The sequence below is a fragment of the Pseudomonas sp. GL-R-26 genome (assembly GCF_019947365.1).
Classification (GTDB): Bacteria; Pseudomonadota; Gammaproteobacteria; order Pseudomonadales; family Pseudomonadaceae; genus Aquipseudomonas.
In genome coordinates this window covers 16,015-38,331 of record NZ_JAGYGI010000039.1, presented here as the reverse complement: position 1 = coordinate 38,331, position 22,317 = coordinate 16,015, and the positions used below count along the sequence as shown (strand labels likewise).

The following is a 22,317-nucleotide window of genomic DNA, read 5'->3' as shown; positions in this document are numbered from 1 at the left end:
ACATCGTTGGGTTTTACAACAACGAGCGGCTGCACTCGAAACTGGGATATCTGCCACCAACCGTTTACGAGCGGGCGATGGCGTCGAAATCACCTACCGAGGTGTCTGGAATTAGTTGACCACTACACAAAAGGTCTCGCCCCTTACGTACGGCCCCTCGCTGAGGCTCGGGGTTCCTTCGCTGCGGTATTCATCCGGGGGCATTGCCCTCCGGTCGGCTTCGCTTCGACCTACATGCAATGAGTTCGACTGCGTCGAACGGCGCTGCGCGCCAATCCCCGGATGAACACCTCCACTCAGCCTGCCGAGGGGGCGGGTGGATCAAGATCAAAAGCTGCAGGCGAGCTAACGCTCGGCCTGATGAGTGGTGAGAAGCGGCGCGGTGTGGGGTGCTCTGCCTTTGCTTTTCTGTGGGAGCGAGCTTGCTCGCGATGGCGGCCTGCCAGCCGACCAATTTCTTGCAGGCACACTCGGATCAACTGTAGGAGCGAGCCTGCTCGCGATGGCGGCCTGATAGCCGCCTAATTTCTTGCAGATGTACTGAATACCTGTGGGAGCGAGCTTGCTCGCGATAGCGGCCTGCCAGTCGACCAGGTACATCACAGACGAACGCACCGAGCAACCAGGCCGGCCGGCAGGCCGCCTCGGACGCTGTTGCGGTGTACGCCCCCTCGTGAGGCCGAGCGCAGGTTCTGCGCAGTGGGCAACCCGGCATGGATGCCGGGTTAGCCGCCGCCGGCCATGGATGGCCGATGGCGGCGGGCCCACGGAGCAGGACCGGAGCGAGGGCATGCCGAGCCACGGCGAGGCACCGAATGTAAGGGGCAAAGCGCTTTGGTTACTTTCGCGCTCTTCGAAAGTGACCCGCCGTAAGGGCGGAACCTATAGCCGCCGTTACCGCAGCAACGGATATGTACACCCGCAAAACAATCATCGCCTTACACAAAGCCATCGCGAGCAAGCTCGCTCCCACAGGGATCTTCAGTGGCCACAAGTCCCGCGTAAAACCGGGAACCCAATGTGTGGGCGCTTGCTCGCGATAGCCATGGCTCAGTCTTACGCCACCACCCGATAACACGGCACATACGCCGCGCCGCCCGGCAGTTTCATGCGGTGCTGGGCGACGAAGGCTTTGAGCAGCAGGTCCAGCGGTTGCATGATCGCCGCGTCGCCACGGATCTGGTACGGCCCGTGTTCTTCGATCAGGCGGATGCCCTTGTCCTTGACGTTGCCGGCGACGATGCCGGAGAACGCGCGGCGCAGGTTGGCCGCCAGTTCGTGGGACGGCAGGTCGAGGCTCAGTTTCAGGTTGGCCATGTTTTCGTGGGTCGGGTCGAACGGGCGCTGGAAGCCTTCGTCGATTTTCAGCAGCCAGTTGAAGTGGAACGCATCGTTGCGCTCGCGACGGAACTGCTTGACCGCTTTGAGGCCCTGGGTCATTTGCCGTGCCACTTCGGCCGGGTCATCGATGATGATCTGGTAGTGCTGCTTGGCGGCGTCGCCCAGGGTTGCACCGACGAACGCGTCCAGTTGTTCCAGGTACGGCGCGGCGTGTTTCGGCCCGGTGAGGATGACCGGGAAGGGCAGGCCTTCATTGCCCGGGTGCATCAGGATGCCCAGCAGGTACAGGAACTCTTCGGCCGTACCGGCGCCGCCCGGGAAGATGATGATGCCGTGGCCGACGCGGACGAAGGCTTCCAGGCGTTTTTCGATGTCCGGCAGGATCACCAGTTCGTTGACGATCGGGTTCGGCGCTTCGGCGGCGATGATCCCGGGTTCGGTCAGGCCCAGGTAGCGGCCGCCGTGGATGCGTTGCTTGGCGTGGGCGATGGTCGCGCCTTTCATCGGGCCTTTCATCACGCCGGGGCCGCAACCGGTGCAGATGTCCAGGCTGCGCAGGCCCAATTCGTGGCCGACTTTCTTGGTGTATTTGTATTCTTCGGTGTTGATCGAGTGCCCGCCCCAGCACACCACGATCTTCGGCTCGACCCCGGGGCGCAGGGTGCGGGCGTTGCGCAGCAGGTGGAAAACGTAGTCGCTGATGCCCTGGGAGGTGCTCAGGTCGATGCGTTGGCTGTCGAGTTCGTTTTCGGTGTAGACGATGTCACGCAGGGCGCTGAACAGCATTTCCCGGGTGCTGGCGATCATTTCGCCGTCGACGAAGGCGTCGGCCGGGGCGTTCAGCAGTTCCAGGCGCACGCCCCGGTCCTGCTGGTGAATGCGTATTTCAAAATCTTTATAGGCTTCAAGGATGGTCTTGGCGTTGTCGACATGGGCGCCGGTGTTGAGGATGGCCAGGGCGCACTGGCGGAAGAGGGTGTAGGTGCTGCCGGAACCGGCTTCGCTCAATTGCTGGACTTCCCGTTGCGAGAGCGTTTCCAGGCTGCCTTTGGGACTGACGGAGGCGTTGATAACTTGGCGTTGGGTCATTCAATGATCCTTAAAACGATGTCATTCACTCAGCAACTACGAATGGCATCCGAATAATGTGTATTCATGAAAGAAGATGGCACGAACTGCGCGGTCTTGCCATGTCCCCGGCTTGACGATGAAAAGATGAAAAGGAGCCCCAGCATAGCTAAATCCCGCGCAGAGGCGATAATGGCCCGCTGTCTTTTTGCCTCAGACCCCTTTCAAACTCAGGAAACCCGACGCAATGTTCGAAATCCAGCCGATGAACGCCCAGACCTACCGGCAACAGACGCGGCGCAGCACGGTCATCATTGCCCTGATCTTTCTGGCGCTGGCGATGGTGCTGTCCACGGCGGCAGTGGCTCTGTTCGGCACGCCGGGGGGCGACAATCTGCGCTTCAACGTCGGTGGCGTATTTGTTGCGGTGCTGGCGATGGCGGCGCTGATGCGCCAGGTGTTCTGGCGCCAGGAATGGATGGCGCCAGCGGTCTACAGTTGGCGACTCAAGCGCAGCCTGATGAGCGTTACCAATGTCATGCATCATGTAACGGCAGCCGTGGAAGAGGGCGATCCGGTTGCGATGAAGCTGTTGCGTTTCTACCATTTGGGGTTGAACCAGATGCATCAGCTCGACGGCAACTCCAGCGATCACGGCCAGTTGCTCCGCGAAATGGATCAGCACAAGGAACGAATGCAAGCGCTGGGCATCGATATCGAACAGACGCGGCTGGATCCGGCATGGCTGGAAGCGGTAAAACAAGCCAGGGGCTAACATCTTTGCGAGCCTGGATCAGGCATAGTGAGTAAAAGCGGCGATCAGGAAGGCTCGCCCGTCATAGACCCTCAGGGAGCATCATGGGACAACCGTCGATCCACGATCATATTGAAATGCTCCGGCCAGCCGTGCCCCGGCTCAAGGTCCGCTCGGCGGTGATCCTGCTGGGGGCGGTGTGCCTGTCGATGGTGGTTATCGTGATCTGGGAAGCCTGGAGCTCACGCCAGTACCACCTGCATGACAAGGAAGTGGCGATGTCCAACCTTGCGCAGACCCTGGCATCGCAAGCGCAGGCCACGATCAAGCAGGCCGACACGCTGCTGGTCACCCTGGTCGATCGTCTGGAACACGACGGCGTGGATCAATCCCGGCTGCCGCTCTTGCTCAACGCCCAGCGCAGTGAGTTGAGCCAGCTCCATGGTGTATTTGTTTTCGACGAAAAAGGGCAGTGGGTTGCCAATTCAAATGGCGCCGGCCAGACCGGCGTCAACAATTCCGACCGCGAATACTTCATCTTCCATCGCGATAACCCCAGCCGTGGGCCGCACATCGGGCCGTCGATCAAGAGCCGTTCGAGCGGTGAATGGGTCATGACGGTTTCGCGCCGGGTCAATCATCCCGACGGCAGTTTTGCCGGAGTGGCACTGGCGTCGATCTACCTCAGTCATTTCCTGCAGCTCTACGACAGCATCGACATGGGCAGTAACGGCGTGATCAACCTGATCGCCGACAATGCCAGCATTGTCATTCGCAGACCCTTCAAGGAGGCGGACATCGGCACCAGCCTCGCCAAGAGCCCGTTGTTCACCCAGTTGTTGCCCAAGGGCGACGCGGGGACGGCCACGATCAGGTCGATCATCGACGGTGTCGAGCGGGTGATAGGGTATCGCCGGGTCGAGGGTTATCCGCTGATCGTTTTTACCGCGTTGAACAAGGATGAAGTGCTCGGCAGCTGGCGCAAGGAGACGCTGCTCAGCGCCGGCATCGTCACGCTGTTGCTGAGTTTTCTCGGGGTACTGGGGGTTCGGCTTATCAAGCTGATGAAGCAGCAGAACCTGGTGCAGGTCGAGTTGCTGGACACCCAGGACAAGCTCCTGGAGGTCAATCGCAACCTCGAAGGCCTGGCCCTCAAGGACGCGCTGACGGGGCTGGCCAACCGGCGTCAGCTCGACGCTTTCATCGATGCGGAAATGGGCCGTGCCCGACGCAGCCAGTCCGAATTGGCGCTGCTGATGATTGATGTCGATCATTTCAAACCCTTCAACGACCGCTACGGCCACTTGGCTGGAGATGAGTGTTTGCGCAAGGTCAGTTCGATCATCACGGACAACATCAAGCGCCCCGGTGACCTGGCCGCCCGCTATGGTGGCGAAGAGTTTGCCGTGGTGCTGCCCGGCACCGACTACGTGGGGGCATTTCTGGTGGCGGAGAAAATCCGCCGCGCGGTACTGCAGGCCGACATTGCCCACAGTGACAGTCCGGAAGGCTCCGTGACCGTCAGCGTCGGCGTGTGTGCCAGCAATGCCGCGTCCCAGGTTCGCCCCGAAGACCTGATTGGTGCGGCAGACAAGGCGCTGTACGTGGCCAAGGCCAGCGGGCGCAACATGAGCGTGATTGCCAACTGAGGCTCAGGTGTCAGTCAAACCGGTCCGTGCCCTGGACCAGTCGGGTGGCCAGGTACGATTTCTTCAGCTGCTCCAGCCACCAGCCCAGGGCGCGACCGTCATGGTCGCCACGCCAGCCGGCGTACAGGATGTTCGGCTCGCGCGGGTCGGCCATCGGCTTTTCAACCAGCGTGCCGTTTTTCAACAGTGTGCCAACCCGGTTTCGCGGCAGCCAGCCCGCCCCCAGCGCATTGCACTGGGCGAGGATTTTTGCGCGCATGGTCGGCACGGCCAGCACCGGTTGCCCCCCGGTGACGCCGTAGGTGCTGCCCTCGGTGACTCTGGACGAATCGGCCACCACAATCGCCCGGTGCTGCGCGACCATGGCCCGGGTAATCGGGCCTTTGGCCTTGGCCAACGGGTGCTTGGGCGACACCGCAAACACCCATTCCATTTCCCCCAGTTGCATCCAGCGCAGGTTGGCAATGGCTGGCGGTTCATTGGTGGCGCCGATGACCAGGTCCGCGCGGCCTTCGCGCAAGGCTTCCCAGACCCCTTTGAGCACTTCCTGGGTGATGCGCAGCGGCACGCCGGATTGCAGCGCATCGAATTCGTGGATCACCGGGATCAGGGATTCGAACTCCAGCAGTTCGTCGGTCACGATCCACAAGCGGCTCTCCCAGCCGTTGGCGACTTGCTGGACCCGTTGGGTCAGGCGCGAGACGTCCTGCATCAGCCGCGCCGCTTCGTTGACCAGCAACTCGCCCGCCGGGGTCAGTTGCAAACGGTAGCGGCGACGGTCGAACAGCAACGCATCGAAGCGCTCCTCCAGTTGCCGCGCCGCATAGGACACGGTCGACGGCGCCTTGCCCAGGAGTGCCGCCGCCCGCGACAGGCTGCCGGTTTCGCGGATGGCCTCGAGCAGCGCCAGGTCTTCGGTCGACAGCATGTGCAAAATCCTTGAGGGGCAATACGGTATCTACAGAAGAATATGCGTTTCCTGAGTTTCGTGGGTGGCAATAAAAACCGCGCTCATCCCCAAGGGCTGCTACGCGATTATTGTTGCAACCCGGTCGCCTGGTTGGCGGTGCCTTCCTGGTTGAAGTAGGTGCTGTCGCCGACAAGTACGCCGGGTGGGATGGCAAGCAACTCGTCCAATGCCTGCTTGAAACTGACCAACAGGGTTTGCACACAATCTTCAGGAATGGCGTCACGGTAGTAGGAAAGACTACCGACCAATCCGCTTTCGGTACGTAGTGTGTTAAGCGAAACATCGGTCTTGATCCCGCTGGACGGAACCCCGATACCGTGGAGCTGTGATGTGCCTAATTGGCGCTGCCGCGAGGGATAGTTATGGTGGTTATACCAATAGGGAAATCGGGAGCCGTAAGCGACAGCGCGGGGCGAACAGTTGGCTTCAAAAATATGCGGTGGCAGCATGGCGTGGCCATAGGCATCCAACACACAATGATTGACCTGCTCCAGCAGCCGCAGAGAGGGCGACCATTCACAAAGCCGGGGGCGAATCACCATGGGGTGAACAAAATACCCCACTACCGGCTCCAGGGCCGCGTCGGTCCGGTTAGCCACCGGAGAGCGTACGTAGAGGTCGATCGTGCTTGTGTTTCTGGCGAGAGAAACCAGGAACGCGGTGAGGATAACGGTATAAAGGCTGAAGCCCGTTCGGCTGCACAATTGCGCAATTGCGGGGTATTGCACATCCAGATTGAGCGGTAGAACGGCACTGCGATAGGTAAATTGCCGAGGCCGCTCAATAGCGCCGCGCAATGGAAAGGGTTCGGGCAGTTGTTTCAGTGTCTCTTGCCAAAAATCGTTATGTTTATCCAGCAGGTTTTCAGCCAAACGTTGATGTTGGGCATCGGTATAATCTGCGTATTGCAAGCAGTATTTGGCTTTGTCAGGCACGCCGGTAGCGAGTAATGACTGATAGTGCGCGCAAAGCTGGTCCATCAGTACCGCACCTGACCAGCCATCGAATGCAATGTGATGGGCGGTGATGATCAGCACGTCATCCGTCCCTTGGCATTCAAGGTAGGTTGCCCGTATCAACGGTGCATGTCTTAGGTCAAAAGCGGTCAATGATTCTTCAACGATCAGATCGGCCACGGTTCGGCTGATGTCGCTTTGAAGCGGCAGGTTTATCGGGTGAAAAGGCAACGGGAACTCATCGAGGGCGTGTTGTGAACGACGCCACTGATCGTGAGCGTTGAATTCGAAACTGCAACGTAACGCCGGTTGCTGTTCAAGTACGGCGCCGAAGGCTTCGCGAACCCTGGCCACTGAACATTCGCCGCGAATGTAAAAAGCCATCACCACATTTTCCAGATAGGCTGGGGTTTCGGGGGGCTTTTCAAGGACCTCGCGTTGAGCCAGTCCGGGCGTATCGTCACCTTCTCGCTTGCGCCAGGCATGGGCGTCCAGCAATAGGCTGTTTTCACTACCCTGGCGTGCGCTGCCGTTGAGCAAGTCCGTCTGCTGAGCCAGTGTCGGATGGTCGAAAATATCTTCGGGGGTCAGGTCAACATTGAACAGGTTGGCAATTCTGCCAAGCAGCATCATGACCGACAGGGAAGTCGCGCCGCATTCAAAAAAATGGCTGTCGGCCGAGATGGCCTGGTGGCTGAGGATTTCTTTCCAGATAGCTTGTAATCGATCGAATGTCGAAGCGTCGCCAGTGACTGACGGTGTGGTGCGATTCATGATGCCCCCTTTACAGTTTAAATTTTCCATAATAGGGGGGGTACTATTGACGATTGTAGATGGGTTGTTAAGTCGGATTGTTCCTGCGTTTCCAGCTCCTTTTCCATTTTTCGAGTGAGTCAGTTCCTACAGATTACTCGCCCGATTCAACTCTTTGCTTGGAAAAGGAGTTGCCGCAGACTGCGATCTTTCAGGGGCGCTTCCACTTCCTGATCATTCGAAGATAAACCACCAGATTGATCACCAACACCACGCTGCCCAATCCCAACTGAATTTCGGGTGTCAGGCCCGAGGGATAGATGATCGGAAAAATGTAGTGCTCGATGAATCCACCGCCATAGCCGGTTTGCCCGGCCCCCTGGCGCATACGGTTTTCCCAGTCGGTCAGCGGGCAGGGCAAGTGGAAGAATTCCACCGCCATACCCCACAACGCAGCGGGCGGATGCCACCAGATCAGGTGGCGCCATTTGAGCACCAGCAACCCGCCGAACAACACGAACACAATGAACAGCAAGTGAAACAGCGTCAGCCCGTCGGCGGCGATTCGGTACAGCATGTCGGTGCCCCTGAAGGCTGAACGAATCGCTCCATGGTACTCGGGCCGCAGGCCGGTGCTCTATCGATTGTCGCGATCCAATGCGCTGAGCACGGCCTTCAAATGCTCGGTCATCGATTCACTGCTGCGTTGCATGGGCGCGCGCAGTTCGTCACCGATCAAGCCTTCCTGGGCCAGCGCGGTTTTCACCGGGGCCGGGTTGGGCTCCAGGAACAGGCTGTTGATCAGCGGCAGCAAACGGAAAAACGTGGCGCGGCCCTCGGCCAATTGGTTGTCGCGGATCTGCCGGTGCAACTGCACGAACAGTTCGGGATGGACATGCGCCGACGCGGCAATCGCGCCTTTGGCACCCAGGCACAGGGCATTGAAGATCTGGTTGTCTTCGCCGCACAGCACGTCGACCTGGCCGCTATTGAGCAAGGCGAGGGTGTTCGAAAAATTACCGCCGCAATCCTTGATGGCGACGATCCGCTCGTGGGCGACGATGTTGAGCAGGGTCGCCTGTTCGAAGGCCACGCCGGTACGGTAGGGGATGTCATAGAGAATCAACGGAACGCTGGAGGCATCGGCGACCGTGCGGAAAAACGCTTCGAGGCCGGCTTGGGAAGGGCGGATGTAATACGGCGCTGGCACCAGCAGACCCGCCACCGGGCGCTTGAGGATCTCGCTCTGGAACTGCAACAACTCGCTCAGGTTGTTACCGGCCAGGCCCATGACCACCCGTTGCGCCGGCACCAGCTCCAGCACCGCATCGAGCACCGCCAGTTGCTCATGCTTGCCCATCGCCGCCGGTTCGCCGGTGGTGCCGCAAACGATAAGTCCGTCGACACCTTTTTCCAGCAGATGGCTGACCAACCGGCGCAAGCCGACGAAATCGATGGCGCCGTTGTGGAAGGGTGTAACCAGTGGAACCCAGATACCTTGAAACGCTGACATGCACATTCTCCTGATGGTTGACCGATTTCGTCACCGTCAGGGGCATGGAAGGAGAGTAAGCAAGGGGAGGGTGGTCCGTCGCGCTCAATGTCCTGTCAGCTCATCTGACGGGACAGCGCGCCCCGGTCACATGAGCGACTGTTTCTTCGATTTGAGGGCGTGCGCAACGCAACCTTGCGCCTTGGCAATCAAGCCAATGACGGAAGAGTCGAGATTGAAGGTTGCGGACATACTTGCTTACACCCTGAGTGAGGCGCCCAGTTTTAAAAGCCGGAGCGCCATTTGTCAATCACGAAAATCAGCATACTCGGCGCGCATCCGGCCATTGTGCTTGGCCTGGTAGAGCAGATGATCGACCTGTTCGACGAATTCCAGGGCTGTCGCGTGCATCGACGCCAGGGTGGTGCCGACGCCGAGGCTGATACTCAGCAGCTTCGACACGTTCGAGAATTCATGGGGGATCTGCTGCTGGCGCATCAGGTGCAGGCACTTGTGCGCCACCAGCCGCGCGGACTCGGCATCGGTTTCCGGCAGCAGCCAGATAAACTCTTCACCGCCGATCCTCGCGATGAAATCCCGTGGCCGGTTGGCCGCCAGGGACAAGGTTTGCGCGACTCGGCGCAGGCATTCGTCGCCCTTGATATGGCCATAATGGTCGTTGTACTGCTTGAAGTAATCGATATCCAGCACGATCACCGACAACGGCAAGCCGGTGCGCTGGGCCGTGTTCCACTCGCGCTCCAGCACGGTGTCGAACATGCGCCGGTTGGCGATGCCGGTCAGGCCGTCCTGGAAGGAATACTCTTCAAGCTGTTTTTGCAGGCGGATCAGGTGCTCTTCGGTTTTCTTGCGCTCGCTGATATCGAACATGAAACCCACCAGCGCCTCGACTTCGCCGTCCTTGCGCACCACATGCACCACATCGCGGATCCAGACGTACTCGCCGCTTTCGGTGAGTGCGCGATAGTCGGCCTCGTGATCGATGCCGGCGCGCGATTGCGAGACGCAGAAGTCCATCACGTAGTCGCGGTCATCCGGGTGCATGCGCTCGACCCAGTCGTTGACCGACGCCCAACTGTTCTGCTTCCAGCCCAGCAGTTCTTCGATCTGTGGCCCGATGTAGCTGAACGTCATGGTTTTCCAGTCGATGCGCCAGGGAATCGCCCGGGTCGACTCAAGCAGGGTTTTATAAACGTCGCTGTCGGTTTCCACTGAACTCATGAAGGGCCTGCCTCGATGAAAATGCAGCGCCATCATGTTGCTAGCACTTTGGCGAATCAAGCGGGCAGCCGATGAATGGTACGCCGCGTATCAGTGAGCAAGATTGTTCAAGCCTTCGGCCGCGACTGCTGGCACAGTCTGGGGTCTTTCCCTGTCTGTAGAACGTTATGTCCAACTCAATCATGCCGCGCAGTGCCTTTTTGCGCGGTGCAGCGGCGATCATGCCGTTGTCCCTGGCCACCGCGCCCTGGGGCTTGCTGGCCGGTTCCATGGCCATCGAAGCCAACCTCACGCCCCTGCAAGGCCAGGGCCTGTCGAGCATTGTGTTTGCCGGTGCCGCGCAACTGGTGGCCATCGGCATGCTCAAGGGCGGTGCCGGGATTTTTTCGATCTTGCTGACCACGTTGCTGCTGACTTCCCAGCATTTGCTCTACGGGATGAGCATGCGCTCGGTGATTTCGCCCTTGCCGGGGCGTTGGCGCGCGGGCCTGGGGTTTTTGCTCACCGATGAGTTGTTCGCCCTGACCAGCCAGCACGACAAACAGCAGTTCAACCGCTGGTACGCCCTGGGCGTGGGCCTGACGTTCTACATCGCCTGGAACCTGTTCACCCTGGCGGGCATTGTGCTTGGCAGCAGTATTCCCGGACTTGAACACCTGGGCCTGGATTTCTCCATCGCGGCGACCTTCATCGCCCTGATCACCCCGGTGGTGCGCAACGTGCCGACCGTGGTGTGCGTGGCGGTGTCGCTGTTCTGCTCGGTGCTGTTCAGCTACTGGCAATGGGGCTCGGCGCTGGTGCTGTCGGGGCTGGCGGGCATGACCGCCGGGTTTGTCTGCAATAAATTCTACGGTGGCCGCACATGATGGTCTGGGCAGTGATTATCGGAATGGGCGTGTTGGTGTTCCTCAACCGCTATGTTTTTCTGGAACCGCGACTGCCGCTACGCTTGAGCAGCAATGCCCGGCAGTTCCTGGGGTTTGCCGTACCGGGCATGTTGACCGCCATCTGCGGGCCGATTGTGTTCATGCCGGATAAACAGCTGAATCTGCACTGGGACAATCCCTACCTGATCAGCTCGCTGGTGGCGGTCGCTCTGGTGCTTTACACGCGCAATACGTTGCTCAGCATGCTGTTGAGCATGGGCTTCTTCTTTTTGCTGCGCTGGTGGCTCTGAGCGGGGCAAGGGAACTGATCTAAGCTTAAATTGATGACCGATCCCTTCAGGAAGAGAGGTGAACATGGCCAATGAACCCAAGCAACCGGACCCGGAAGAAGACGAGGACGAACCCACGGAAGAAGAGATTGAGCAGCAGAAGCGTTCGATACCGGACTGGAAGCATCCTGACGACGGTAAGGAACTGTCAGAGCCTGACCGCAAGTTCTGACCGGCACGCGAATACAACAAAGCCCCGCCATTAAGCGAGGCTTTGTCGTGATTGATAAGTTCATGGAACCTTATTGATGAGCGCGGCGCCCTGGTTCCTGACATTGCCAACGGCCCTGTCGACCTTGTACCACTCAAATACCTCACTGACCTCGCCCTGGGATAACGCCATTTCCTCGGCCCGCTCCTTGGGCGTGGCCGGGTCCAGCCATTCCCGCGCCAGTTCGGGCGAGAACACCACCGGTCGCCGGTCATGCACGTCAAGCAGGCCGCCTGCGCTGTCGGCCGTCAGGATGACGAAACCATCGTGCTCCCTGTGAGGGGCTCCGCCGATGGGGTACTGGCCGATGGCCGCGCAGAAAACCGGTGCCCGGTTCCGTCGCCGGATCAACCACGGTTGTTTGTTGCCGTCACCGGCGTCGACCCATTCGAACCAGTTATCAATCGGGCAGATCGCACGATGGGGCCAGATCGCCCGGAAGTAGGGGCCGTGGGCGACTTTCTCGACCCGGGCATTGACCGGCTCCGTGCGATCCGTCGACCAGTGCGGTCGCCAACCCCAGCGCACGGCGTCGGCGTGCAGTCGCTCATTCTCCTGGTGCAACAGGGCGAGTTGCGTGGTGGGGGCGGCGTTGTAGTGCCCCAGGGGTTCGTTGCCGACGTGATTGATCAGCGCGTCGGGGATGCTCAGCACCGCTACGAAGTCGTGGATTCCACGGTATTGCGACAGTCGTCCGCACATGGCCTGACACTCCGGTTAAGACGCTCCGACCGAAGCTTTGAGTCTAGTTGCTTGTGGCGAAACGGGCCTGGCAAGCTCCGGAACCAAACCCGGTGTACCCTATCCAACCTCGGCCCGTCGTCTCGATGCGGGCCGACGACGGATGAGCGGGCGAAGGATCCTTGCCCATTGAAGTATCGACCGTGATGGTCTGGCCCAAGGCAAAAGATGAAACGATTGTTCAAGTGTTTGACAGTGTGCGCCCTGGCAGTGGGTCTGCTGGGTTGTATCGCCGCACCGATCGAAATGACTCCGCGGACCGAGCAGCGTTTGCAGGCGCAGCCCCCCATCCGGTTTCTGCTGACCTTCGATGACGGTCCCAGCGCATCGAGCTGGTGGAATCCGACCGTCACGGTATTGGAGAGCTTGGCGCAAAACCCGCTGCAACCGGACATCAAGGCCGTGTTCTTCGTGCAAACCCGCGCTCCGCGAGCCGGTGGCAGCGAGTTGGGCCGGGACATCATGCGTCGCGAACATGCCGAAGGTCATATCCTGGGCTTTCACACGGCGACACCCTGGCACACCAATCATCGCTCCCTTGACCCGCCAGTGTTGGAGCAGGCCCTCAATGATGGCAGCGCCGACATCGCCGCGATTACCGGCGCCCCGCCAACCCTGTTGCGCCCGCCATTCTGGAACTACGACAAACGCACCTTCGCCGCTTATCAGCAGCATGGCCTGCGCGTGCTGCTCACCGACTTGAGCGCCAATGACGGCAAGATCTGGGGCTTCAACGCCAGCCCCCGGCGCCGGTCGCACATGCTGCGTTCGATGTCCGAAGTTCGCGAACGCATTGCCCGTGGCGAATTGCCGGTGGTCGACGGCGTGATTCCGGTGGTGGTGACCTTCCACGACCTCAACCGCTATACCGCCCGGCATACCCGTGAGTACCTGCAGATTCTGCTCGACAGCGCCCGGGAGACCGGAGTGAAAACCGCCAACAAGCCGTTTTACGACGATCAGGCTGCGCTACAGCGGGCGGCCATGGCGCGAACCGTACGCGATGGTTCGCAGCCAGTCGAGTTGCCGGGGTTCTGGAACTGGATCTGGGGTGGTAATTCCCACTGAGTTGCCGGAAATGCGAGGGGTATAACAAAATTGACGGCAATTTACTGGCGCAAAATCGGCAAAGTGTAACTATGCTGATACGGATCCAATCCAACTGACTATCGTCCGAGGGACCGGCCATGCTTCCGATTTCAGTTCTTTGCAACATCGTAGAGTCCGGTTTTGAGCCGCTGTCGTGCGAGTGCACGGAGAGTCTCGGACTGCTGCGCATCGAAGTCTACGATTCCGTCACCAAGCGAGTGGAGTTGTTGATCAGCGGTGTTTCGACGGCGGAGCTGACCAGCGTACGCGCCATCTCTGATTTTGTCGGCGAGTTGCGTACCGAGATGAGGGCAGGGCGCCGGGCGTTTGCCGGTTGATCGTTGTCAGCCTCGTGGCAACAGCTCATCAATCATCCGCAAACAATGGTTCAACCCCGGCGATACATCGCCCACCCGTCGGCTGAGAATGATCGGCGAGGTGGCGTTGTCTTCCAGTAGCGGGGTGAAGCCGATGTCGTCGCGGTGCAGCAACTGCACCGAGGCCGGCACCAGGGTGATCCCGATTCCTGCCCCCACCAGACCGATCGCCGTTTGCAGTTCGTTGGTCCATTGCGCGACGTGGATGCTCACGCCGTAGGACTCGAACAGGGCAATCACATGGTCGGCGTAACTCGGCCGTGGATTGCCGGGGTACAGCACAAAGGGTTCCTTCGCCAGATCCCGCAGGCTGATGGGACCTGCAAGCAACGGATGGCCGGCGGGCAGGGCGGCAACCAGGCGGTCTTCGGTGAGCACGGTCTGGACGATGGCCGGGTCGTCGATACGGATCCGGCCGAAACCGATGTCGATGCGCCCGGCCTTGAGCGCCTGCACCTGTTGCAGGGTGGTCATCTCCGAAAGCCCCAGCTCCAACTCCAGCGGCTCGCCACTGCGTAACCGCCGGATCAGCTCCGGCAACACGCCATACAGTGTCGACGGCGCAAAACCGATACCCAGCCAGGTCTTTTCTCCCAATCCGATACGCCGGGTGTTGTCGCAGACCTTGTTCAGTTGTTCGAGCAGGGCGGTGGAGTGCTCATGGAAAAACCGCCCGGCGTCGGTCAACTTCAGCGGTCGGCCGCGCTCGAGCAGCATCACCCCCAGTTCGTCCTCCAGTTGCTGGATCTGCCGGCTCAAGGGCGGCTGGGCGATGTGCAGCAACTCGGCCGCACGGGTGAAGTTGAGGGTTTGAGCCAATACCTGGAAATAACGCAGGTGACGCAGTTCCATGGAGCCTCCAGACGCGGATCTGTTGCATACCTTTAAGGTATCAAGTCAGACCAATTCTATATTGGCATCGGGAAAAAAGCCGTACGAGAATCGATTCCAGAACTTCAAGAACCTGACGGGTATCGAAATGCTTGCAACAGCCATTGAGTCGATCGAGACGATCATCGTCGATCTGCCGACCATCCGCCCGCACAAGCTGGCGATGCACACCATGCAGAACCAGACCCTGGTGATCATTCGCGTGCGTTGCGCCGACGGCATCGAAGGCATCGGCGAATCCACCACCATCGGTGGCCTGGCCTACGGCAATGAAAGCCCGGACAGCATCAAGACCAACATCGACACGCACTTCGCCCCCTTGTTGATCGGCCAGGACAGCAACAACGTCAACGCCGCCATGTTGCGCCTGGAGCGCAGCATCCGTGGCAACACCTTCGCCAAATCCGGTATTGAAACCGCACTGCTCGATGCCTTGGGCAAACGCCTCGGCCTGCCGGTCAGCGAATTGCTCGGCGGTCGTGTTCGCGATGCGCTGCCGGTGGCCTGGACCCTGGCCAGCGGCGATACCGAGAAGGACATCGCTGAAGCGGAAAAAATGCTCGACCTGCGTCGCCACCGCATTTTCAAACTGAAGATCGGTGCCGGTGAGGTCAACCGCGACCTGGCCCACGTGATTGCGATCAAAAAAGCCCTGGGTGACCGCGCCAGCGTACGGGTCGACGTCAATCAGGCCTGGGACGAAGCGGTGGCATTGCGGGCCTGCCGGATCCTCGGTACCAATGGCATCGACCTGATCGAACAACCAATTTCGCGCAATAACCGCGCCGGTATGGCTCGCCTGAACGCCATGAGCCCGGCGCCGATCATGGCCGACGAATCCATCGAATGCGTGGAAGATGCGTTCAATCTGGCCCGCGAAGGCGCGGCTTCGGTGTTCGCCCTGAAGATCGCCAAGAACGGTGGCCCCCGTGCTGTATTGCGCACCGCCTCCATCGCCGAAGCGGCCGGTATCGCCCTGTACGGCGGCACCATGCTTGAAGGTGGCCTAGGCACCATGGCCTCGGCCCATGCCTTCGTTACCCTGAACAAACTGGCGTGGGACACCGAACTGTTCGGCCCGCTGCTGCTGACTGAAGACATTCTCAGCGAACCGCTGGTGTATCGCGATTTTGAACTGCACGTGCCGAACACCCCGGGTCTGGGCCTGAGCCTGGATGAGGAACGCCTGGCGTTTTTCCGCCGCGACAAGACATCCACTGCCATTCACCAAGCCTGAGGAGAGCATTATGCTGTTCCACGTAAAAATGACCGTGAACCTGCCGGTCGACATGAACCCGGAAGCGGCAGCCAAACTCAAGGCTGACGAAAAAGCCCTGGCCCAGCGTCTGCAAGAGCAGGGCAAGTGGCGTCACCTGTGGCGCATCGCCGGACACTACGCCAACTACAGCGTGTTCGATGTCGACAGCGTTCAGGAACTGCATGACCTGCTGATGCAATTGCCGCTGTTTCCGTACATGGCCATCGAGATCGACGCGATGTGCCGGCATCCTTCTTCCATCCGTGACGATGACCGCTGAGCCCAGCCTGTTCAGCGCGCTACCCTAATAATTACAAGATGAGGAACCCAGAATGAACGTCAAGATTTCCCACACTGCCGAAGTCCAGAAATTTCTCGAAGAGGCCAGCGGCCTGCACAACGACGCCGGCGACCCACGGACCAAGGCATTGGTCTACCGCATCCTGCGTGATTCGGTGAACATCATCGAAGACCTGGCCGTGACCCCGGAAGAGTTCTGGAAAGCGGTCAACTACCTCAACGTGCTGGGCGCTCGCCAGGAAGCCGGGCTGGTGGTGGCCGGTCTCGGTCTGGAGCACTACCTTGACCTGCTGATGGACGCCGAAGACGAGCAGGCCGGCAAGTCCGGCGGCACCCCGCGCACCATCGAAGGTCCACTGTACGTGGCGGGCGCGCCGCTGTCGGAAGGCGAAGCGCGCCTTGACGATGGCGTCGATCCGGGTGTGACCCTGTTTATGCAAGGCCGCGTGTTCAACACCGCTGGCGAACCTTTGGCCGGCGCCGTGGTAGACGTCTGGCACGCCAACACTGGCGGTACCTACTCGTACTTCGACACCGCCCAGTCGGAATTCAACCTGCGTCGCCGCATCGTTACCGACGCCGAAGGCCGTTACCGTTTCCGCAGCATCGTGCCGTCGGGCTACGGCTGCCCACCGGACGGTCCGACCCAGCAACTGCTCGATCAACTGGGCCGTCATGGCCAGCGCCCGGCGCACGTGCACTTCTTCATTTCCGCACCGGATCATCGCCACCTGACTACCCAGATCAATCTGGATGGCGAAAAGTACTTGCACGACGATTTCGCCTACGCCACCCGTGACGAACTGATCGCCAAGATCACCTTCAGCGACGATCAGCAGCGCGCAGCGGCCCATGGTGTGAGCGGTCGCTTTGCCGAAATCGAATTCGATTTCACCCTGCAGTCGTCTGCCCAGCCTGAAGAACAGCAGCGCCACGAGCGGGTTCGCGCATTGGAGGACTGATAACACAATCCTGTAGGAGCGAGCCTGCTCGCGATAGCGGTTTAACATTCAACATCTATGTTGTTTGGTACTCCGTCATCGCGAGCAGGCTCGCTACTACAGGGTGTTTGTGCAACTCGCCGGAAATATCTCAAGGGACTGACGCACTGTTCTAGAATGGCCCGACGCAACCTATAACAACAATGAGAGTGACCCGATGATGCAAGCTCAACTGTTGAGTCAGCGCAGCAGAGTGTTCGACCATGCCGACCCTTATGCGGTGTCGGGCTACGTCAATCAGCACGTCGGTAACCACTGCATTGTCATGCCCCGTGCCGGCAGCCCGCTGGCCAGTCTCGACCATCGCAAGTTCGCCAGCCTCGACCTGTGCCGCATCAGCTACGGCGCCAGTGTGCGCGTGACGTCCGGTGCGCTGGACAGCATCTATCACCTGCAAGTGCTGCTGCGCGGCAATTGCCTGTGGCGCGGCCACGGTCAGGAGCATTACTTCGCCCCCGGCGAACTGCTGTTGATCAATCCCGACGATCCGGTGGACCTGACGTACTCCGACGATTGCGAAAAATTCATCCTCAAAGTCCCGACCCGCTTGTTTGAATCGGTCTGCGATGAGCAGCGCTGGCGCTATCCGGGGCAGGGCGTGCGTTTTCTGGAAAACCGTTATCAGCTCAATGAACTGGAAGGTTTCGTCAACCTGTTGGGGATGATCTGCCAGGAGGCTGAATCCACCGAGCAGATCCCCAGGGTGCAGGAGCATTACACGCAGATCATCGTCAGCAAGATGCTCAGCCTGATGAAAACCAATGTCTGCCGCCTCGAGCTGGGCTCGCAGACGGCCACGTTCGAGGCGATTGCCGATTACATCGCCAGTAACCTCAAGCAGGACATCGACAGCGAAGCACTGGCGCGCCAGGCGCACATGAGCCTGCGCTCGTTGTATGGACTGTTCGAGCGCAATGCCGGCGTTACGCCGAAAAACTACCTGCGCCAGAAACGCCTGGAACGCATCAATGCCTGCCTGAGCGACCCGACCTGCAACGTGCGCAACGTCACCGAAGTGGCGATGGATTACGGCTTCCTGCACCTGGGACGGTTCTCCGACAGCTACCGCAAGCAGTTCGGCGAATTGCCGTCCGATACCCTCAAACGTCGGCATTGAGACCTTCAGGTTTGATGTTGTCTGATCCGACGATGGGGCCGGCACATTCACCATTGACGGCGCCTGACACACCGCCAGTGACTGCACAAAACGGATAAAGGTCTGCACCCCGCGGATAGTCCGCCCCATTGCCCCGTCCTAGCATGACCCCTGCCTGAACAATAACAATGGAGGCGGCGGCCATGACCCTGCGACCCGAATACGTGCATTCCCTGCTTGAAGACGATCCCGAGCAGGGCCTCTATCGCTGCAAACGCGAGATGTTCACCGATCCCCGGTTGTTCGACCTTGAGATGGAACACATCTTCGAGGGCAACTGGCTGTACCTGGCCCACGAAAGCCAGATCCCCAACATCAACGATTTCTACACCACCACCATGGGGCGCCAGTCGATCTTCATCGCGCGCAACAAGGACGGTGTGCTCAACGCCTTCATCAATGCCTGCAGTCACCGTGGCGCGACCTTGTGCCGGCACAAGTCCGGCAACAAGAGCTCTTACACCTGCCCGTTCCACGGCTGGACCTTCAACAACTCCGGCAAACTGCTCAAGGTCAAGGATCCGGCCAACGCCGGCTACCCGTCGAGCTTCAACTGCGAAGGCTCCCATGACCTGACCAAGGTTGCGCGTTTCGAGTCCTATCGCGGCTTCCTGTTCGGCAGCCTGAAAGCCGATGTGCTGCCACTGGTCGAGCACCTGGGCGAGTCGGCGAAGATCATCGACATGATCGTCGACCAGTCCGCCGATGGCCTGGAAGTGCTGCGCGGCTCTTCCAGCTACATCTACGAAGGCAACTGGAAGCTCACCGCCGAGAACGGCGCCGACGGCTACCACGTCAGCTCCGTGCACTGGAACTACGCGGCCACCCAGAACCAGCGCAAGCAGCGCGAGGCGGGTGACAGCAATCCGACCATGAGCGCCGGCAGCTGGGCCAAGCAGGGCGGCGGTTTCTATTCCTTCGACAAGGGCCACATGCTGCTCTGGACCCGCTGGGCCAACCCCGAGGATCGTCCGCTCTACGAGCGCCGCGATGAGCTGGCGCAAGACTTCGGCAAGGCCCGCGCCGACTGGATGATCGAGAACTCGCGCAACCTGTGCCTGTACCCGAACGTGTACCTGATGGACCAGTTCAGCTCGCAGATCCGCATCGCCCGGCCGATCTCGGTCAACCGCACGGAAATCACCATCTACTGCATCGCCCCCAAAGGCGAGAGCGACCACGCCCGTTCCAGCCGGATTCGTCAGTACGAGGATTTCTTCAACGTCAGCGGCATGGCCACGCCGGACGATCTGGAGGAATTCCGCTCCTGCCAGACCAGCTATCAGGGCAGCGTCACCACCTGGAACGACATGTCCCGTGGCGCCGAGCACTGGATCGAAGGCGCCGACGAGGCAGCCAAGGAAATCGACCTGCATCCGCTGCTCAGTGGCGTGCGCACCGAAGATGAGGGCCTGTTCGTGCTGCAACACAAGTATTGGCAGCAGACCATGCTCAAGGCCCTGGCGGCCGAGCAGTCGAAGCTGATCGCCGTGGAGGACGTGCAATGACCATTTCCTATGAAGCGGTGCGCGATTTTCTCTACCGCGAAGCACGCTACCTCGACGACCGCCAGTGGGACGAATGGCTGGAACTGTACGCCCCCGACGCGACGTACTGGATGCCGTCCTGGGACGACAACGACGAGTTGACCGAGGACCCGCAGCGGGAAATCTCGCTGATCTGGTACGGCAACCGCACGGGCCTGGAAGACCGCATCTTCCGCATCAAGACCGAGCGCTCCAGCGCCAGCGTGCCGGACACTCGCACCTCCCACAACATCAGCAACATCGAGCTGCTCGAACAGAGCGACGGACTGTGCAAGGTGCGCTTCAACTGGCACACCCTGAGTTTTCGCTACAAGACCGTCGACAGCTATTTCGGCAGCAGTTTCTACACCCTCGACGTGCGCGGTGAAAACACGCAGATCTTGGCCAAGAAAGTGATCCTGAAGAACGACTACGTTCGCCAGGTCATCGATGTTTACCACTTGTGAGACTGCCGTCATGACCCATTCCATTGCGTTCAATTTTGAAGACGGCGTCACCCGGTTCATCGACGCCAACGCCGGCGAAACCGTGGCCGACGCCGCGTACCGCCAGGGCATCAACATCCCGCTGGACTGCCGCGACGGCGCTTGCGGTACCTGCAAGTGTTTTGCCGAAGCCGGTCAATACGATCTGGGTGAGGAATACATCGAGGACGCCCTCAGCCCTGAAGAGGCCGCACAGGGTTTTGTCCTGACCTGCCAGATGCGCGCCAAAAGCGATTGCGTGGTGCGTGTACCGACATCCTCCGAAGTCTGCCGCACCCGTCAGGCCAGCTACGACGCCACCATCAGTGCCGTGCGCCAGTTGTCCGACAGCACCATCGCGCTGTCGATCAAGGGTGAGGCCCTGAGCAAGCTGGCGTTCCTGCCGGGGCAATATGTGAACCTCGGGATTCCTGGCAGCGAGCAGACCCGTGCCTACTCGTTCAGCTCGTTGCAGCGCGATGGCGAGGTCAGCTTCCTGATCCGCAATGTGCCCGGCGGCCTGATGAGCAGCTTCCTGACCGGCATGGCCAAGGCCGGCGACTGCATGAGCCTGGCAGGTCCCTTGGGCAGCTTCTACCTGCGTGACATTCGTCGGCCGCTGTTGCTGCTGGCCGGTGGCACCGGGCTGGCGCCATTTACCGCGATGCTGGAGAAGATCGCCGAGCAGGGCAGCGATCACCCGCTGCACCTGATCTACGGCGTGACCCACGATTTCGACCTGGTGGAAATCGACCGCCTCGAAGCCTTTGCCGCGCGCATCCCCAACTTCACCTTCAGCGCCTGCGTCGCCAGCCCCGAGAGCCAGCACCCGCTCAAGGGCTACGTGACCCAGCACATCGAGCCGAAGCACCTGAACGATGGCGACGTCGACGTCTACCTGTGCGGGCCGCCGCCGATGGTCGAGGCCGTCAGCCAGTTCATTCGCGAACAAGGCATCGCACCGGCCAACTTTTACTTCGAAAAATTTGCCGCCAGCGCGGCTTGAATCGCGTTGTTGTGGGAGACAGAGATGAACCGATTTCAAGACAAAGTCGCCCTGATCACCGGCGCTGCCCAAGGCATCGGTCGGCGGGTGGCCGAGCGTATGGCCGCCGAAGGGGCGAAGCTGATCCTGGTGGATCGCTCCGACCTGGTGTTCGAAGTCCAGCAACAGTTGGCGTCAACCACCCAGGTATTGGCCCTGACCGCCGACCTTGAGCAATACGAGGAATGCAGTCGGGTGATGCAAACCGCCGTCGAGCGCTTCGGTCGCCTCGATGTGCTGGTCAATAACGTTGGCGGGACAATCTGGGCCAAGCCGTTCGAGCACTATGACGCGTCGCAGATCGAGGCCGAGGTTCGCCGTTCGCTGTTCCCGACCTTGTGGTGTTGCCATGCCGCGCTGCCGTTCATGCTGGAGCAGGGCAGTGGTGCGATCGTCAACGTGTCCTCCATCGCCACCCGCAGCCTCAACCGCGTGCCCTACGGTGCGGCAAAGGGTGGGGTCAACGCCTTGACCGCTTGTCTGGCGTTCGAAACCGCCGGTCGCGGCGTACGAGTCAATGCCACGGCGCCAGGCGGCACCGAAGCACCGCCGCGACGCATACCCCGCAACGGTGCCGAGCAGAGTGAGCAGGAAAAACTCTGGTACCAGCAGATCGTCGACCAGACCCTCGACAGCAGTTTGATGAAACGCTACGGCACCCTGGATGAGCAGGCGGGGGCTATTCTGTTTCTGGCCAGCGACGAAGCGTCCTATATCACCGGTATGGTCATGCCCGTGGGCGGTGGCGATCAGGGCTGAGGCAAGCGACAGACAAACCCAACGGCAAACGGAGTCA

At 60.2% G+C, this 22,317-nt stretch carries 23 protein-coding genes; 15 read left to right on the top strand and 8 right to left on the bottom strand.

Annotated features, from left to right (window positions below; all coding sequences use genetic code 11):
- Window positions 1-1,056 precede the first annotated feature (1,056 nt).
- Entirely contained in the window at window positions 1,057-2,430 is a 1,374-nt protein-coding gene (gene ppnN, locus KGA96_RS26780) for a nucleotide 5'-monophosphate nucleosidase PpnN (RefSeq protein ID WP_046043478.1), read from the bottom strand.
- Between the two features lie 226 nt (window positions 2,431-2,656).
- Between ppnN and KGA96_RS26775 the strand changes: the two genes are divergently transcribed.
- Window positions 2,657-3,184, top strand: a complete 528-nt coding sequence (locus KGA96_RS26775; RefSeq protein ID WP_046043479.1) for a DUF3087 domain-containing protein — start codon at window positions 2,657-2,659, stop codon at window positions 3,182-3,184.
- Between the two features lie 83 nt (window positions 3,185-3,267).
- Window positions 3,268-4,812, top strand: coding sequence for a sensor domain-containing diguanylate cyclase (locus tag KGA96_RS26770; RefSeq protein ID WP_223515547.1), 1,545 nt, complete (start codon window positions 3,268-3,270; stop codon window positions 4,810-4,812).
- Window positions 4,813-4,822: 10 nt separating this feature from the next.
- Here KGA96_RS26770 and KGA96_RS26765 read toward each other — a convergent pair whose 3' ends face one another.
- From KGA96_RS26765 to KGA96_RS26745, 5 genes are all read right to left on the bottom strand, one after another.
- Window positions 4,823-5,740, bottom strand: coding sequence for a LysR family transcriptional regulator (locus KGA96_RS26765; RefSeq protein WP_223515545.1), 918 nt, complete (start codon window positions 5,738-5,740; stop codon window positions 4,823-4,825).
- Between the two features lie 107 nt (window positions 5,741-5,847).
- A complete protein-coding gene (locus KGA96_RS26760; RefSeq protein ID WP_223515543.1) occupies window positions 5,848-7,512 on the bottom strand; it encodes a condensation domain-containing protein in 1,665 nt (554 codons plus the stop codon).
- A gap of 190 nt (window positions 7,513-7,702) precedes the next feature.
- Entirely contained in the window at window positions 7,703-8,068 is a 366-nt protein-coding gene (locus KGA96_RS26755; RefSeq protein ID WP_223464927.1) for a DUF2784 domain-containing protein, read from the bottom strand.
- Window positions 8,069-8,128: 60 nt separating this feature from the next.
- Window positions 8,129-9,004 carry a 4-hydroxy-tetrahydrodipicolinate synthase gene (gene dapA, locus KGA96_RS26750; protein ID WP_223464928.1) on the bottom strand — a complete coding sequence of 292 codons (876 nt, stop codon included), beginning with the start codon at window positions 9,002-9,004 and terminating at the stop codon, window positions 8,129-8,131.
- Between the two features lie 285 nt (window positions 9,005-9,289).
- Window positions 9,290-10,225: a sensor domain-containing diguanylate cyclase gene (locus KGA96_RS26745; protein ID WP_223464929.1), complete on the bottom strand. Its 936-nt coding sequence runs from the start codon at window positions 10,223-10,225 to the stop codon at window positions 9,290-9,292.
- A gap of 167 nt (window positions 10,226-10,392) precedes the next feature.
- Between KGA96_RS26745 and KGA96_RS26740 the strand changes: the two genes are divergently transcribed.
- From KGA96_RS26740 to KGA96_RS26730, 3 genes are all read left to right on the top strand, one after another.
- Entirely contained in the window at window positions 10,393-11,091 is a 699-nt protein-coding gene (locus tag KGA96_RS26740) for an AzlC family ABC transporter permease (RefSeq protein WP_007978998.1), read from the top strand.
- Window positions 11,091-11,402 (top strand): AzlD domain-containing protein, encoded by a 312-nt coding sequence (locus KGA96_RS26735; RefSeq protein ID WP_185754861.1) that lies wholly within the window; start codon window positions 11,091-11,093, stop codon window positions 11,400-11,402. The genes KGA96_RS26740 and KGA96_RS26735 overlap by 1 nt, the downstream gene beginning before the upstream one ends.
- Window positions 11,403-11,466: 64 nt before the next feature.
- Entirely contained in the window at window positions 11,467-11,613 is a 147-nt protein-coding gene (locus KGA96_RS26730; protein ID WP_185754858.1) for a hypothetical protein, read from the top strand.
- 60 nt (window positions 11,614-11,673) lie between these two features.
- Here the strand turns inward: KGA96_RS26730 and KGA96_RS26725 are convergent, their stop codons facing one another.
- On the bottom strand, window positions 11,674-12,354 hold the full coding sequence (locus tag KGA96_RS26725; RefSeq protein WP_223515541.1) for an SOS response-associated peptidase family protein: 681 nt from the start codon (window positions 12,352-12,354) through the stop codon (window positions 11,674-11,676).
- A gap of 207 nt (window positions 12,355-12,561) precedes the next feature.
- On the opposite strand from KGA96_RS26725, the gene KGA96_RS26720 reads away from it, so the two are divergent.
- Both KGA96_RS26720 and KGA96_RS26715 read left to right on the top strand, forming a co-directional pair.
- The gene (locus KGA96_RS26720; RefSeq protein ID WP_223515539.1) at window positions 12,562-13,461 is read left to right on the top strand and encodes a polysaccharide deacetylase family protein; all 900 of its coding nucleotides are present in this window, start codon (window positions 12,562-12,564) and stop codon (window positions 13,459-13,461) included.
- 119 nt (window positions 13,462-13,580) lie between these two features.
- Window positions 13,581-13,820: a DUF1652 domain-containing protein gene (locus KGA96_RS26715; protein WP_046043491.1), complete on the top strand. Its 240-nt coding sequence runs from the start codon at window positions 13,581-13,583 to the stop codon at window positions 13,818-13,820.
- A gap of 6 nt (window positions 13,821-13,826) precedes the next feature.
- On the opposite strand, the gene KGA96_RS26710 is transcribed toward KGA96_RS26715, so the two are convergent.
- Window positions 13,827-14,711 carry a LysR family transcriptional regulator gene (locus KGA96_RS26710; RefSeq protein ID WP_046043493.1) on the bottom strand — a complete coding sequence of 295 codons (885 nt, stop codon included), beginning with the start codon at window positions 14,709-14,711 and terminating at the stop codon, window positions 13,827-13,829.
- 127 nt (window positions 14,712-14,838) lie between these two features.
- Between KGA96_RS26710 and KGA96_RS26705 the strand changes: the two genes are divergently transcribed.
- The 8 genes from KGA96_RS26705 (at window position 14,839) to KGA96_RS26670 (ending at window position 22,280) form a co-directional block, all read left to right on the top strand.
- Entirely contained in the window at window positions 14,839-15,987 is a 1,149-nt protein-coding gene (locus KGA96_RS26705; RefSeq protein ID WP_191629309.1) for a muconate cycloisomerase family protein, read from the top strand.
- 10 nt (window positions 15,988-15,997) lie between these two features.
- Window positions 15,998-16,288, top strand: a complete 291-nt coding sequence (catC, locus tag KGA96_RS26700) for a muconolactone Delta-isomerase (protein WP_008053771.1) — start codon at window positions 15,998-16,000, stop codon at window positions 16,286-16,288.
- 52 nt (window positions 16,289-16,340) lie between these two features.
- Window positions 16,341-17,270 (top strand): catechol 1,2-dioxygenase, encoded by a 930-nt coding sequence (catA, locus tag KGA96_RS26695; RefSeq protein WP_223464937.1) that lies wholly within the window; start codon window positions 16,341-16,343, stop codon window positions 17,268-17,270.
- 196 nt (window positions 17,271-17,466) lie between these two features.
- A complete protein-coding gene (locus tag KGA96_RS26690; protein WP_317850359.1) occupies window positions 17,467-18,426 on the top strand; it encodes an AraC family transcriptional regulator in 960 nt (319 codons plus the stop codon).
- A gap of 182 nt (window positions 18,427-18,608) precedes the next feature.
- Window positions 18,609-19,973 (top strand): benzoate 1,2-dioxygenase large subunit, encoded by a 1,365-nt coding sequence (gene benA / locus KGA96_RS26685; protein ID WP_046043496.1) that lies wholly within the window; start codon window positions 18,609-18,611, stop codon window positions 19,971-19,973.
- The gene (gene benB, locus KGA96_RS26680; protein ID WP_046043497.1) at window positions 19,970-20,458 is read left to right on the top strand and encodes a benzoate 1,2-dioxygenase small subunit; all 489 of its coding nucleotides are present in this window, start codon (window positions 19,970-19,972) and stop codon (window positions 20,456-20,458) included. Before benA ends, benB begins: the two co-directional genes overlap by 4 nt.
- 10 nt (window positions 20,459-20,468) lie before the next feature.
- Window positions 20,469-21,482, top strand: a complete 1,014-nt coding sequence (gene benC, locus KGA96_RS26675) for a benzoate 1,2-dioxygenase electron transfer component BenC (protein ID WP_046043498.1) — start codon at window positions 20,469-20,471, stop codon at window positions 21,480-21,482.
- Window positions 21,483-21,506: 24 nt separating this feature from the next.
- Window positions 21,507-22,280, top strand: a complete 774-nt coding sequence (locus KGA96_RS26670; RefSeq protein ID WP_046043499.1) for a 1,6-dihydroxycyclohexa-2,4-diene-1-carboxylate dehydrogenase — start codon at window positions 21,507-21,509, stop codon at window positions 22,278-22,280.
- Window positions 22,281-22,317 lie beyond the last annotated feature (37 nt).